This window comes from Stenotrophomonas maltophilia group sp. SKK55, from assembly GCF_057179845.1.
The window spans coordinates 115,005-128,243 of the sequence record NZ_JBXUHP010000018.1 but is presented as its reverse complement, the minus strand read 5'-3'; the positions used below and the strand labels follow the sequence as shown (position 1 = coordinate 128,243).

General features: G+C 67.1%; 14 protein-coding genes and 1 pseudogene. 11 read left to right on the top strand and 4 right to left on the bottom strand.

The features are described 5' to 3' along the window. Positions 1-56 precede the first annotated feature (56 nt). Both AC2A1N_RS09595 and AC2A1N_RS09590 read right to left on the bottom strand, forming a co-directional pair. Positions 57-416 carry a response regulator gene (locus AC2A1N_RS09595; protein WP_061477850.1) on the bottom strand — a complete coding sequence of 120 codons (360 nt, stop codon included), beginning with the start codon at positions 414-416 and terminating at the stop codon, positions 57-59. After that, the gene (locus AC2A1N_RS09590; protein ID WP_484372107.1) at positions 406-1,569 is read right to left on the bottom strand and encodes a two-component system sensor histidine kinase NtrB; all 1,164 of its coding nucleotides are present in this window, start codon (positions 1,567-1,569) and stop codon (positions 406-408) included. The genes AC2A1N_RS09595 and AC2A1N_RS09590 overlap by 11 nt, the downstream gene beginning before the upstream one ends. Before the next feature lie 151 nt (positions 1,570-1,720). Between AC2A1N_RS09590 and AC2A1N_RS09585 the strand changes: the two genes are divergently transcribed. From AC2A1N_RS09585 to AC2A1N_RS09565, 5 genes are all read left to right on the top strand, one after another. Continuing rightward, positions 1,721-4,828 carry a response regulator gene (locus AC2A1N_RS09585; protein ID WP_061477848.1) on the top strand — a complete coding sequence of 1,036 codons (3,108 nt, stop codon included), beginning with the start codon at positions 1,721-1,723 and terminating at the stop codon, positions 4,826-4,828. Then, positions 4,825-5,649 (top strand): CheR family methyltransferase, encoded by an 825-nt coding sequence (locus AC2A1N_RS09580; protein WP_005416310.1) that lies wholly within the window; start codon positions 4,825-4,827, stop codon positions 5,647-5,649. Before AC2A1N_RS09585 ends, AC2A1N_RS09580 begins: the two co-directional genes overlap by 4 nt. Then, on the top strand, positions 5,649-6,224 hold the full coding sequence (locus AC2A1N_RS09575) for a chemotaxis protein CheB (protein ID WP_049413816.1): 576 nt from the start codon (positions 5,649-5,651) through the stop codon (positions 6,222-6,224). Before AC2A1N_RS09580 ends, AC2A1N_RS09575 begins: the two co-directional genes overlap by 1 nt. Beyond that, the gene (locus AC2A1N_RS09570; protein WP_154350666.1) at positions 6,221-7,354 is read left to right on the top strand and encodes a hybrid sensor histidine kinase/response regulator; all 1,134 of its coding nucleotides are present in this window, start codon (positions 6,221-6,223) and stop codon (positions 7,352-7,354) included. The genes AC2A1N_RS09575 and AC2A1N_RS09570 overlap by 4 nt, the downstream gene beginning before the upstream one ends. Positions 7,355-7,437: 83 nt before the next feature. Next, positions 7,438-7,866 (top strand): BLUF domain-containing protein, encoded by a 429-nt coding sequence (locus tag AC2A1N_RS09565; RefSeq protein WP_061477846.1) that lies wholly within the window; start codon positions 7,438-7,440, stop codon positions 7,864-7,866. A gap of 15 nt (positions 7,867-7,881) precedes the next feature. Here the strand turns inward: AC2A1N_RS09565 and AC2A1N_RS09560 are convergent, their stop codons facing one another. After that, positions 7,882-8,202 carry an ArsR/SmtB family transcription factor gene (locus AC2A1N_RS09560; protein ID WP_111201731.1) on the bottom strand — a complete coding sequence of 107 codons (321 nt, stop codon included), beginning with the start codon at positions 8,200-8,202 and terminating at the stop codon, positions 7,882-7,884. Positions 8,203-8,285: 83 nt separating this feature from the next. On the opposite strand from AC2A1N_RS09560, the pseudogene AC2A1N_RS09555 reads away from it, so the two are divergent. From AC2A1N_RS09555 to AC2A1N_RS09545, 3 genes and pseudogenes are all read left to right on the top strand, one after another. Continuing rightward, positions 8,286-8,726, top strand: a pseudogene (locus tag AC2A1N_RS09555) (YeeE/YedE family protein); the annotation flags it as partial. Then, positions 8,723-9,160, top strand: coding sequence for a DUF6691 family protein (locus AC2A1N_RS09550; protein WP_242891528.1), 438 nt, complete (start codon positions 8,723-8,725; stop codon positions 9,158-9,160). The pseudogene AC2A1N_RS09555 and the gene AC2A1N_RS09550, both read left to right, overlap by 4 nt. Before the next feature lie 43 nt (positions 9,161-9,203). Then, on the top strand, positions 9,204-10,256 hold the full coding sequence (locus AC2A1N_RS09545; RefSeq protein ID WP_049413806.1) for a linear amide C-N hydrolase: 1,053 nt from the start codon (positions 9,204-9,206) through the stop codon (positions 10,254-10,256). Here the strand turns inward: AC2A1N_RS09545 and AC2A1N_RS09540 are convergent. Next, positions 10,253-11,032 carry a DUF6491 family protein gene (locus AC2A1N_RS09540; RefSeq protein ID WP_242891530.1) on the bottom strand — a complete coding sequence of 260 codons (780 nt, stop codon included), beginning with the start codon at positions 11,030-11,032 and terminating at the stop codon, positions 10,253-10,255. The genes AC2A1N_RS09545 and AC2A1N_RS09540 overlap by 4 nt on opposite strands. An 81-nt stretch (positions 11,033-11,113) precedes the next feature. On the opposite strand from AC2A1N_RS09540, the gene AC2A1N_RS09535 reads away from it, so the two are divergent. The 3 genes from AC2A1N_RS09535 to AC2A1N_RS09525 all read left to right on the top strand — a co-directional run bounded on the left by AC2A1N_RS09535 (position 11,114) and on the right by AC2A1N_RS09525 (position 13,203). Continuing rightward, the gene (locus tag AC2A1N_RS09535; protein WP_242891532.1) at positions 11,114-11,809 is read left to right on the top strand and encodes a helix-turn-helix transcriptional regulator; all 696 of its coding nucleotides are present in this window, start codon (positions 11,114-11,116) and stop codon (positions 11,807-11,809) included. A 167-nt stretch (positions 11,810-11,976) separates the two neighbouring features. Next, positions 11,977-12,927, top strand: coding sequence for a DMT family transporter (locus AC2A1N_RS09530; protein ID WP_005416320.1), 951 nt, complete (start codon positions 11,977-11,979; stop codon positions 12,925-12,927). 138 nt (positions 12,928-13,065) lie between these two features. Next, complete coding sequence (locus AC2A1N_RS09525) at positions 13,066-13,203, top strand: hypothetical protein (protein WP_162911581.1); 138 nt, start codon at positions 13,066-13,068, stop codon at positions 13,201-13,203. The last annotated feature ends 36 nt before the right edge of the window (positions 13,204-13,239 follow it).

Sequence of the window (13,239 nt, the reverse complement as noted above, 5' to 3'; positions counted from 1 at the left end):
CGGGCATGGGCCCGGCTCTACAGGAACGGATACGCCGGGCCACGCCCGGCGACGGATCATTCCTGCCTGAGCAGTTCAACCAGCTGGCGCAGGCGATAGGGCTTGGGCAGGAACTCCACCTGCTCCGGAAGCGGCGGCAGCTGCGAACGTGCGTAGCCGGATGACAGGATCATCCGCGCCTGTGGTTGTTCGCGGGCGACGTGCTCGCTCAGCTCGATTCCGGACATGCCATTGGGCATGCTGACATCGCTGAACACCACGTCGAAGCGTGCGTCGCCCTTCAGCAACGCAGCGGCTTCATGCCCGTCGGCGGTGGTGGACACCTCGATGCCGAAATCGCGCAGGGCCATGCCGATCATCTCGCGCAGATCGTTCTGGTCCTCCACCATCAGTACGCGGATCGGGTCATCGGTCATGGGTAAATTCCTCGGTTGCGGGTAGCAGCAGGCTGACCGTGGTGCCGACACCGGGCGTGGTGGACACATCGACGAAGCCGCCGCTCTGGGTAGTGAATCCGAACACCTGGCTCAGGCCCAGGCCGCTGCCCTTGCCGATGTCCTTGGTGGTGAAGAAGGGCTCGCTGGCCCGCTCGGCGATGTCGGCGGCCATGCCGTGGCCTTCGTCGCAGACGCTGAGGGTGACATAGCCGCGTTGCAGCGTGGTGTCCGCATCCGGGTCGAGGCGATGTTCCAACGCGGTGCCGATCAGGATGCGGCCGCCATCGGCGGTGGCCTCCACGGCATTGGCCACCAGGTTCGCCAGGGCGGTCTGGAGCTGCATCGCATCGGTGCTCACCTGCGGCAGGCCCGGGGTGAGATGGGCATCCAGTACCACCGTGGGCGGGCAGGCGCGTTGCAGGTCCGGCAGCCACTGCCGTACCAGCGCATTGATGTCCACCGATTCCCGGATCAGGGTCTGGCCGGTGCTGAAGGCCAGCAGCTGGCGGGTCAGCAGCGCGCCGCGGTCGGTGGCTGCCTGCGCGGCATCCAGCAGCTCGGCTGCGCGTGCATCGTCACTGCTGACACGCAGCGACAGCAGGTCCAGGGCGTTGCCGATGGTGGTCAGCAGGTTGTTGAACTCATGTGAGAGGCCGCGGCTGAGCCGGCCAACCGTCTCGAACTGCTGGGTATTGCGCAGCGCACGCTGGGCATCGCGCAGCAGCCGCTGCGCTTGCCACTGCTCGGTGATGTCACGGGTGATCTTGACGAAGCCGAGCAGTTCGCCGGCTTCCACGACCGGTTCGATGACCACGCTGGCGCGGAACGACGAGCCATCGCGGCGAACGCGCCAGCCCTCACTGGCGACATGCCCCTGCTGCGCTGCGACGCGAAGCAGGCGCTGCGGTTCGCCGGCCTCGCGGTCGGCGGCCAGGTAGAAGCGGCTGAAGTGCGTTCCCACCACTTCATCGGCTGAATAGCCTTTGATACGTTCGGCGCCCGGGTTCCAGCTGCACACGATGCCTTCAGGATCAAGCAGGTACAGCGCATGGTCGCGCACGCTGTCGATCAGCAGTCGCAGTTGTCGGGAAGGGTCCGTCAGCACGGACGTCGTAGAGGCGGCTGCGTCCACGTGTAAATAAGTGTTACCCCTGTGAGGGACGTGAAGCTAGGCACTCAAGTGTGAAGGATGCGTGCACACCTGACACGTGCCATTTGTCCTGTGCGGCTGAATGCGACACGGAGTACCATCTTCCACCCTTTGCCTTCTGGAACCGACCTGCATGCGTCCTGGTGCGACTACGCGTGACCGCTGGATCTGGATGACGTCCGCCGTGCTGCTGGCCGCGACCATCGCGTTGGAACTGGTCGTTCCGCTCGGCTACGCGGTATGGCTGGCCTACTTCCTCGCGGTCGGCGTGACGGTATTCCAGCGCAGTGCACGCGCGCCGTTCGTGGTCGCGGTGATCGCCTGTGTCCTGCTGGTGATCGGCTTCAACGTTGCGCCAGCCAGCAACAATTCGTCGTTCTCGCTTGTCAACCGTACCGTCGGTGGCTGCGCCTTCCTGATGATCGCACTGATCGTCTCGCGCGCGATCCAGGCCCGGCGCCAGGCGATGCGCGCGCTCTGGCTGCAGGAGGCCGAGAACGCCGTGGCGATGAGCCTGCGCGGTGACCTCGGGCCGGAGCAGATCGCCGAGGCGGCAGCAGTAAGCCTGGCCGGGCAGCTGGATGCAGAGGTCGGTGCGGTCTATCGCCTGGACGGCGGCCGCCTGCAGCTGACCGGTGGCGTGGCGCTGCCCTCCGGGACGCCGGCCTCCCTGGCCCTGCACGAAGGACTTGCCGGGCAGGTTGCCCGGGACGAACGCATCCGCCACCTGCACGGCGAAGATGCTGCCGTGCTTGAACTGCAGACCAGCCTGGGCCGGCTGCCGGTGCGCGAGCGCATCCTGGCGCCGATCAACAGCGATGGTGCGGTGGTCGGTGTGATCGAGCTGGGCCGCGCGCGGGCGGGTGAACAGCGTGATCTGGACCGTGAGCTGCTGGAGCGCTGCGCCGACACCATCGGCATGGCACTGCGCGCATCGCTGCTGCGTGCGCAGCTGGTGGTGCTGCTGGAAGAGTCGCAGCGCCAGGGCGAGGAGCTACAGGCCCAGCAGGAAGAGCTGCGCGTGGCCAACGAGGAACTGGAAGAGCAGAGCCGCAGCCTGTTGCAGTCGCAGAGCCACCTGGAAGAACAGCAGGCTGAGCTGGAACAGAGCAACGTGCAGCTGGAAGAGCGCACCCACGAGCTGGAGGCGCAGAAGCAGGCGCTGCTGGTCGCGCAGAGCCAGCTGGTGCGCAACAGCAACGAACTGGCCGCCACCTCGCGCTACAAGTCCGAGTTCCTGGCCAACATGTCGCATGAACTGCGTACGCCGCTGAACAGCTCGCTGATCCTGGCCAAGCTGCTGGCCGACAACAAGGACGGCACGCTGACCGAGGAACAGGTGAAGTACGCGCGTGCGATCCTGTCGTCCAACAACGACCTGCTGGCGCTGATCAACGACATCCTCGACCTGTCGCGCATCGAGGCCGGCCATGTCGAACTGTCCGATGAAGTGGTGGTGGTCGAGAGCGCGCTGCAGCGCCTGCGCGAGACGTTCGAGCCGATGGCGCGGCAGAAGGGCCTGGCCCTGCAGATCGAAGCCGACGCCCTGGCACCGACCCAGATGGTGGTTGACAGCCAGCGGCTGCAGCAGATCCTGAAGAACCTGCTGGCCAACGCGGTGAAGTTCACCGAGCATGGCAAGGTCAGCCTGCACGTGCGTGCCGGCGGCAACGGCCGCATCCGGTTCGAGGTCTGTGACACCGGCATCGGCATTGCCCGCGAGCAGCTGGACGTCATCTTCGAAGCGTTCCGCCAGGCCGATGGCAGCACCCGCCGTCGCTACGGCGGCACCGGCCTGGGCCTGTCGATCTCGCGCGATCTGGCCGAGCGCATGGGCGGCGGCATCCAGGTCGACAGTGAGCCCGGGCGCGGCAGCTGCTTCATCCTGGAGCTGCCGTTGCAGGGGGCGCCCGCGGCGAGCGCAGCCGACGCTGCCGAGGTCCCCGTGGCAGCGCCGCCGACGGCGCCGGCCGTGCTGCCGGCCGCGCCCGTACGCGCTGCGACCGCAGCAGCGCCGGTTACTGCGATGGCCGGCGTAGCCGACGACCGCGGTCGCCGCCAGCGTGCCGGGCGCCTTATCCTGGCGGTCGAGGACGATGCCACGTTCGCCGAAGCGCTGGTGGCGCTGGCCCATGAACTGGACTTCGACTGCGTGGTGGCGGGCACGGCGGAAGAGGCGCTGGCCCTGGCCAGCGAACTGCGCCCGAACGGCATCCTGCTCGATATCGGCCTGCCGGACGTGTCGGGCCTGAGCGTGCTGGAACGCCTGAAGCGCAACCCGGACACCCGCCACATCCCGGTGCATGTGGTCTCGGCCACGGACCGCAGCCAGGTAGCGCGCGAGCTCGGCGCGATCGGTTTTGCGATCAAGCCGACCACGCGCGAGCGGCTGGTGACGGCCATCGAACAGCTGGAACAGACCAGCCAGCGCGACATGCGGCGGCTGCTGATCGTGGAGGACGACAACGAGCTGCGCCACAACCTGGAACTGTTGCTGGGCCGCGACCAGCTGCAGATCGTCGCCGTAGGCACTCTGGCCGGCGCACTGGAACAGCTCAGTACGGTCACGTTCGACTGCATGGTGATGGACCTGTCGCTGCCCGACGGCAGTGGCTACGACCTGCTCGAGCACATGGCCGGCAACGACGATGTCGGTTTCCCGCCGGTGATCGTCTATACCGGCCGCGCACTCAGTCGCGAGGAAGAGCAGCGCCTGCGCCGCTATTCCAAGAGCATCATCATCAAGGGCGCACGTTCGCCCGAGCGCCTGCTGGACGAGGTGACCCTGTTCCTGCACAGCGTTGAGGCCAGCCTGCCCAGCGACCAGCAGCGCCTGCTGCGCGAGGCCCGCCGTCGCGACACCGTGCTCGACGGTCGGACGGTGCTGCTGGCCGAGGACGACGTGCGCAACATCTTCGCACTGTCCAGCGTGCTCGAACCCCTCGGCGTCACGCTGGAGATCGCGCGCAATGGACAGGAAGCGGTGGATCGGCTGGCCGAGCGCGAGGTCGACCTGGTGCTGATGGACATCATGATGCCGGAGAAGGATGGCCTTGCTGCGATGCGCGAAATCCGCGCGCAGCGCCACCTGCAGGACCTGCCGATCATCGCGCTGACCGCCAAGGCCATGCCGGACGACCGTGAGCGCTGCCTGCAGGCCGGCGCCAACGACTACATCGCCAAACCCATCGACGTCGACAAGCTGGTCTCGCTGTGCCGGGTCTGGTGCTCGCGGCAATGAACGAGCAGGCCCTGTTCGACCTGGAGCTGAAGGTGCTGCTGGAAGCGCTGTACCAGCGCTACCACTACGATTTCCGCAGTTATGCGGTGTCGTCGCTGCGCCGGCGGATCCGCCAGGCCATGCAGCGCTATGAGTGCGAGCGGCTGGCCGACCTGCAGCACCGCCTGCTGCACGAGCCGGACCTGTTCGCGCAGGCGATGCAGTTCTTCACCGTGCAGGTCTCGGAGATGTTCCGTGACCCGGCCTATTTCCGCGAGCTGCGCGAGCAGGTGGTGCCGGTGCTGCGCACCTACCCGTCGGTGAAGCTGTGGGTGGCCGGTTGCAGTACCGGCGAGGAAGTGTGGTCGCTGGCGATCCTGTTGCACGAGGAAGGCCTGCTGGAGCGCAGCATCGTCTACGCCACCGACATCAATCCGGCAGCCCTGGCCACCGCCGAGGCCGGCGCCTATGGCATCGACCGGATGGCTCAGTTCAGCCGGAACTACCTGGCGGCCGGTGGCACCGCCTCGCTGTCCGACTACTACGCCACGGCCTACGATGGCGCGGTGTTCGATCGCCAGCTGCGCCGCAACGTGGTGTTCGCCGACCACAGCCTGGCCACCGACACCGTGTTCTCCGAAGTGCATCTGGTGTCGTGCCGCAACGTGCTGATCTATTTCAACCGCGATCTGCAGGACCGCGCGGTAGGCCTGTTCCGTGAAGCGCTGGTGCATCGCGGCTTCCTTGGCCTGGGCAGCAAGGAGTCGCTGCAGTTCGGGCGCCACCACGGCGCGTTCGAGACCTGCTCGCGGGAGCATCGCCTGTACCGGAAGGTTGCCTGATGGCACTGCCGACACGACCGGCGGTGCTGGTGATCGGGGCCTCGGCGGGTGGGGTCGCGGCGCTGCAGGCGGTGCTCGGCGCGCTGCCCGCGGCTCTACCGGCGCCGGTGCTGGCGGTGCTGCACCTTCCGCGCGATCGCAGCAGCCGCATCGCCGAAGTGCTGGCGCCGTACTGTGCGCTGCCGGTGCGCGAGGCCGAAGACAAGCAGCCGCTGCAGCCTGGCACGGTGACCTTTGCGCCACCGGACTATCACCTGCTGGTGGAAGACGCCGGTTCGCTGGCGTTGTCGGTGGACGCACCGGTGCTGTTTTCGCGCCCGGCGATCGATCCATTGTTCGAGTCGGCTGCGGCCGTGTTCGGCGCGCAGGTGCTGGCCCTGCTGCTGACCGGTGCCAGCAGCGATGGTAGTGAAGGGGTGGCCGCGGTGCGCGCCGCCGGCGGCCGCGCCTGGCTGCAATGTCCCGAGGAGGCCGAGGCATCGATGATGCCGGCCTCCGCCCTGCAGCACGCCGGCGCCGATGCCGTGCTGCCCCTCGAACTGATGTGCCGTCGCCTGAAGGAGCTGTTTGCATGAACCTGTTGCCGCCGGACCCTGCGCAGTCGCAGACCCCGGTCAACCTGCTGATCGTCGATGACGTGCCGCAGAACCTGGTGGCCATGCAGGCGCTGCTGCAGCGCGAGGGCGTGAACCTGCTGCTGGCCGGCTCGGGCGCACAGGCGCTGGAACTGCTGCTCGAGCATGAGGTGGCGCTGGCCCTGCTGGACGTGCACATGCCGGAGATCGATGGCTTCACCCTTGCCGAGCTGATGCGCGGTTCACACCGCAGCCGGGATGTGCCGATCATCTTCCTGACCGCCTCGCCGGATGACCCGCTGCGCGCGTTCAAGGGCTACGAAACCGGCGCGGTCGACTTCCTGCACAAGCCGGTGGCGCCGCAGGTGATCCTGAGCAAGGTCAATGTCTTCATCGAGCTGTACCAGCAGCGGCAGCTGCTGAAGGCGCGCAACGAGGCGCTGGAGCGCTCGCTCAAGCTCAACGAGACGATGGCGGCGGTGCTCACCCATGATCTGCGCACGCCGCTGTCGGCGATCCTGCTGTGTGCCGACAAGCTGGCGCTGGAGCTTCCTGCGGGCAATGACGGCGCGCAGCAGACCTTGAAGCACCTGGAGGCCAGCACGCTGCGCATGGCGCGCATGGTCGAGCAGCTGCTGGACTTTTCGCGGATCCGCAGCGGCGGGCTGCGCCTGCAGGCCAGCGTCTGTGATCTTGCCGAGGTCACGCGTGCGGTGGTGGCCGAAGCGGGCAGCGCCCACGGCCACGCACGGCTGCATCTGGATATGCAGGGCGATACCCGCCTGCAGGGTGATCTGGATCGGCTGGGTCAGGTTGCCGCCAACCTGATCGGCAATGCGCTCACCCATGGCAGCGAGGCGAGGGTGGAGGTGGACGGCCGTGATCCGCGCAGCGTGCTGCTGCGGGTGAGCAACGCGGGACGGATCGACGACGCGCTGCTGCCGCGCCTGTTCGAGCCGTTCAAGGCCAGCTTCCATCCCAGCAATGGCCTGGGGTTGGGCCTGTATATCGTCGATCAGTTCGTGCGCGCGCACGGCGGGCACATCGCAGCGCGAAATGAAGCCGGTCAGGTGGTGTTCGAAGCCCGGTTGCCGAGGCGCACAGAGGGGCTGCCGGCGGCCGCTACCTGAATTCTTCAGGAAACACCCGCGGGCACTGAGACGGACTCGTCTGCAGCTGCTACCGTGGGTGTACATCTTGTCAAGGAAGCGCCATGCCACTGCGTGCCATCGCCTACGTCAGCCAGGCGCTGCCGGATCTTTCCGCTGAACGGCTGCGGGCGCTGGTCGATGATGCAGCCCGTTTCAACAAGATGGCGGGCGTGACCGGTGTGCTGCTGCATGACGGTGGGCGATTCCTGCAGTACATCGAAGGGCCGCCGGATGGTATCGATTCGGTGTACGAACGCATCCTGCAGGCCGGTAGCCATATCGACATCATCGAACTGGCGCGTGGCCGCCTCGGCCAGCGCCAGTTTCCGTACTGGTCGATGCGCGCGTTGCCGGTGGAGGAGGCGCTGCTGCGGCAACTGTCTTCCAGTGACTGGTCAGGTTTCACCCGCGCGTTGCAGGGTGACCTGTCGGCGCCGACCCCGGTGGATCTGCTCGATCAGGTCGTGCAACCGGTGCTGCACGCAGGTTGAACCCGCGTGGAAGGTTCAGCGCGCTGCATTTCCGCAGTAGGCGGCGTGCAACGCCTGCAATACGCCCAGCGCCGGCCCTTCCACCACCCGGTAGTGGATCGCCTGCGCTTCGCGCCGGGTCGCGACGATGCCAAGTCCGCGCAGCACCGCCAGATGTTGGGACAGCGCTGATGCGCTGAGCCCGGTCAGTGCCTGCAGTTCCGGTACTGGCGCCTCGCCTTCGACCAGCCGGCACAGCACGCGCAGCCGTGCAGGATGGGCCAGGCTTTTGAGCAGCGCAGCGGCCTGGGCGGCATGCCCGGCCATCGCGGCACTGTCGAACTCGATGCGGGCCATGGTTGACCTTTTGATTTAGAAGACGCTAATTTAGAAAAAGCTAATTCAAAAGGCAAGCGAATGAACGGGACAACTGGAGGCAGGTCATGACCGTGCCGTGGGCCGCCGTCGCGGGGGGCGCGTTGATCGGTGCGGCGGCGGTGGTGTTGCTGGCAACCACGGGCCGGGTAGCCGGCATCAGCGGCATTGCCGCTGGCAGCGTGCGCGCAACGCCGGGCGATCGCGGCTGGCGCTGGGCATTCCTGCTCGGCCTGCTTACCGCTGCCGGGGGTGTGCTGTACTGGCAGGCCGTGCCAGGCCAAGCGCCCCGCGACCTGTTGCGTGACGCCTTGCCGGCGTGGCAGCTGGTTGGCGCCGGCCTGCTGGTCGGATTCGGTACGCGGTTGGGCAACGGCTGCACCAGTGGTCATGGGGTGTGCGGCGTGGCCCGCGGCTCAATGCGGTCACTGCTGGCGGTGGTGGTGTTCATGGCCTGCGCAATGTTGACCACATTCCTGATCCGTCATGGCGGGGGGGGCGCATGAGCCGCGCGATGGTGGCCGCCGGTGCGGCAGGCGCGCTTTTCGGCGCAGGCCTGGCGTTGGCCGGCATGACCGATCCGCGCCGCATCCTCGGTTTCCTCGATATCGCTGGCGATTTCGATCCCACCCTGGCCTGGGTGCTGGCCTCTGCATTGCTGGTCAGCGCGGTTGGCCAGCGCTGGGTGCTGCGGCGCCCGCGGCCGTCATGCGCAACGCGCTTCCAATTGCCCGCCGCGCGCGCTGTCGATGTGCGCCTGGTGCTGGGCGCGGCATTGTTCGGAATGGGTTGGGGCTGGGCAGGCTATTGCCCGGGCCCTGCCATCGCCGGGCTGGCGGTGGGATCGCGCGAAGCGCTTTGGTTCGTGCCGGCGATGCTTGCAGGTTTCTCGCTGCACGATCGCCTGGTTCGCCGGGGCTTCACCGCTGTATCACCCTGAATCGCGTCATATCCACGGATCACGGGGAAAGGAGGGCAACAACATGGCACGGATGAAGTGGAAGGAAAGGGCACTGCTGGCGGTCGCGCTGGCTGCCGCAGTGGCACCGGCGCTGGCCTGCACGCGCGCGGTCTACCTGGGCGACAACGGTGATGTGATCACCGCTCGCTCCATGGACTGGAAGGTCGATGTGGCGACCAACCTCTACGTGCTGCCGCGCGGCATCGCGCGCACCGGCCAGGCCGGGCCGAAGTCGCTGGCCTGGACGGCGCGCTACGGCTCGGTGGTGGCCACCGGTTATGACGTATCGACCACCGATGGCATGAACGAGAAAGGCCTGGTGGCCAACCTGCTGTGGCTGGTCGAATCGGAGTATCCCAAGCAGCGCGGCAACAAGCCGGGCCTGGCCATCTCACTATGGGCGCAGTATGTGCTGGACAACTTCGCCACCGTAGACGAGGCGGTCGCGGCGCTGCAGCGCGAGCCGTACTCGATCGTCACCGACAAGGTGCCGGGCGAAGACCGCCAGGCCACGCTGCATCTGTCGCTGTCAGATGCCAGTGGCGACAGCGCCATCGTCGAATACATCGGCGGTCGCCAGGTGATCCACCATGACCGGCGCTACCAGGTGATGACCAACTCACCGATCTTCGAGCAGCAGCTGGCACTCAACAGCTATTGGCAGCAGATCGGCGGCACGGTGATGCTGCCAGGCACCAACCGCTCAGCCGACCGTTTCGCTCGCGCCTCGTTCTACATCAACGCCATTCCCAAGGCGGAAGACCCGGTGGTGGCGCTGGCCAGTGTGTTCAGCGTGATCCGCAACGCCTCGGTACCGTATGGCATCACCACCCCGGGCGAACCGAATATTTCATCCACGCGCTGGCGCACCGTGGCCGACCACAAGCGGCGGTTGTACTTCTTCGAATCGGCACTGACACCGAACACCTTCTGGGTCGACCTGAACAAGGTCGATTTCGGCGGCAAGGTGCTCAAGCTCGATCTCGGTCCGGACCAGCGCAATACCTTTTCCGGCGACGCGCTGGGCCACTTCGTGCCCAGCGCACCGTTTGCGTTCCTCGGCGTCGACGGTTAGTTCGACGCCTGGCTGGACGCCGGATAGACCGCCTGGATCGTGCAGCCGCCGCGGGTGTACTGCGGCAGCGGCGCCAGCGCGTCGTTGCGCAGGTCACCATTCTCGAATCCGGCGGTGAGGATGCGATCGCCCGGATTGCCACAGATCAGGCCGTTCTGCATGCCGGAGTGGAAGCTCAGCTGTGGCGCACGGTCGAGCTGGCGGCAGTGGCTGCCAAGCTCCACGCGATAGTAGCGGTGACCCCCATTGCGATGCGGATTGGTCTCCACCAGCATGCCCTGCGGGTCGGACGACCACGCGCGCACGTTGCGCGTGGCAAAGCAGTACGACGGCGAACCACCGAAACTGCGGCGGATGTCCCTGCGCTCGCGGATGGTCAGGGCGGGCAGGGTGGCCATGCGCAGGCGGTCGCTGTCGCGGGCCACGCTGGCGTAGTCGCTATCCTGCACGGGGGTCACCGCGCTGATCGCGCAGTTGCGGCCATCGACCACCACACGCTCGCTGGGGCGACCGCAGGCCCAGCCGGCGGGTGCTTCAAGTTTCAGCGTGGTAGCACTGCAGACGCCGGGACACTCTTCGCTGAAGTCGATCCGATAGGCCTGGCCGGAGGCGGCTCGCAGGGCGATTGAACGCGATGACGCCTGCTCCACTTCCTGGACGCCGACCGCGTCCATGCAGTGCGGGGCCGGTGGCGTACGTTCCTGCGCGGAGGCCGAGGCGGTGAGCGCCAGGCCGAGGCTGATGGCAAGCACCAGGGACAGCCGCTGATGGGTCATGACCTGCACTCCCTGCGTTGGATGACGGATCGACTATAGCAGCGGTTTGCACGGCCGTTGTTACACGCGCACACTGCCCGGATGGGCGCCATCTTCCATCTGCGGCACTACGGGCAGGCCACCGGCCTGGACCGCCATGACTACGCGCAGTGGGTGCTGCCGCTGCAGGGCGAACTGCAGTTCGAGATGGAAGGGCGCGGCGGCCGGCTGGACCTGCTGCAGGGGGCATTTGTCGCCGCCGGCGAAGCACATGATCAGATGGCGGACGGCCCCAATGGTTTCGTGATCGTTGATTGTCCTCCAGGCGTGCTTGATGACGGCACGCAGGAGCATCTGTGCCGCCAGCGCTGGCTGCATCTGCCGCTGGCATTGCGTCAGCGTCTGGCCGACGTGCAGGCAGGGCAGCCGATGCCGGCGCTGCTGCCGCAGTTGCTGCAGGTATTTGCACCGGCGGGCAGTGGGGCGCGCATGCAGGGCCTGTGCGCGGCGGTGCAGGCCGATCCCGGCCGGGCCTGGCCGGTTGCCCGGATGGCCGGATTTGTCGGTGTCAGCGAGGGCCGGTTGCACGCATTGTTCCAGCGTGAGTTCGGGCTGAGCCCGCAGGCCTGGCTCAGTGCGTGCCGCTTGCGTTGGGCCAAGCATCAGCTGCGCACCACTGCCGCGCCGATCAGCGATATCGCACTGGCTGCAGGTTATTCCGAGCAGAGCGCACTGACCCGTGCGCTGCGCCGCGAATGTGGCCAGACCCCCGCTGCGTGGCGCAAGGGTGCCGGCTGAGTTGTAGAGCCGAGCCGATGCTCGGCTGCCCTTGTCTGCACAACGGCGAATCGCAGCCGAGCATGGGTTCGGCTCTACAGAGGTGACAAGGCAGTAGCCTCGGTCAAGAGTGCCCACCGGCCAGCGCTTACACTGCGCGGCCCGTTCCATCCCCCCGGACAACCCGAATGCGCAACAACCCGATGGCCGTGGGCATCGCCAATGGCGTGGCCGCTGGCGCGCTGTGGGGCGTGGTTTTCCTCGCGCCTGCCGTGCTTCAGTCGTTCAATGCGCTGCAACTGTCCGCCGGCCGCTACCTGGTCTATGGCCTGATGGCAGTCGCCCTGCTGCTGCCGCGATGGAAGCGGCTGGCACCGCGGCTGGGCCGTGCCGAATGGATCGGCCTGCTGTGGCTGAGCCTGGCAGGCAACCTGGTGTATTTCCTGCTGCTGGCGACCGCCGTGCAGTGGGCCGGTGGCGCTGCGGCATCGCTGATCGTCGGCCTGATACCGGTGGTGGTCACCCTGGTTGGCGTGCGCGAGCAGGGCGCTGTACCACTGAAACAGCTGCTGCCGGCACTGGGGCTGTGCGTGCTGGGGGTCGCCCTGGTGGGTTGGGAAGCGCTGATGTCCGAGCACCTGGCCACCCCGTGGCGGCAGCGCCTGATCGGGCTGCTGTGCGCGTTCGGTGCGCTGTTCTCGTGGGCGCTGTATTCGATCGGCAACAGCCGCTGGCTGGCGCGCCGACCGGATCTGTCCAGCCACGACTGGTCGCTGCTGACCGGCGTCACCACCGGCGGCCTGGCCCTGCTGCTGGTGCCGATGGCCTTCATCGGGCACACCGGCAGCCATACGGCGGCGCAATGGAGCGGGTTCTGGGCGATCAGCGCCGGCGTGGCAGTGGTGGCCTCGATCCTCGGCAACGCATTCTGGAACCGTGCCAGCCGTCTGCTGCCACTGACCCTGACCGGCCAGATGATCGTGTTCGAGACCCTGTTCGCGCTGCTGTACGCCTTTGCATGGCAGCAGCGCTGGCCCTCGCTGCTGGAAGCCCTGGCAATCGTGTTCCTGGTGGCCGGTGTGATGCTGTGCGCGCATGCCCACCGCACACCACGGGCGATCGCCGAACATGCCGGCTGAATGCGGTCGTCAAGCGTGCTGATGCCGGCTTGGTCTCAGATGCAACCAAATGCCGGCACGTTGGCCGATGATCGCTGCATCGATTTTCTGCATCGCAGCACTTGACAGCGGCCGGGCGCACGGTGTTTTCTGTGCGCCATGGTCCTTGATGCCGCCCACGCCAGCCTGATCGCCCCCGCCATTGCGGGCCGTTCGACTGCGCCGGTCGCGACCATCACCACCATTACCACCACCACCGTCACCACTGCCCTGGTGCGGCCCGTCGTCTTCGTGTAACTCCCGAAAACCACGGCCCCGCACCTACAGGTGGCG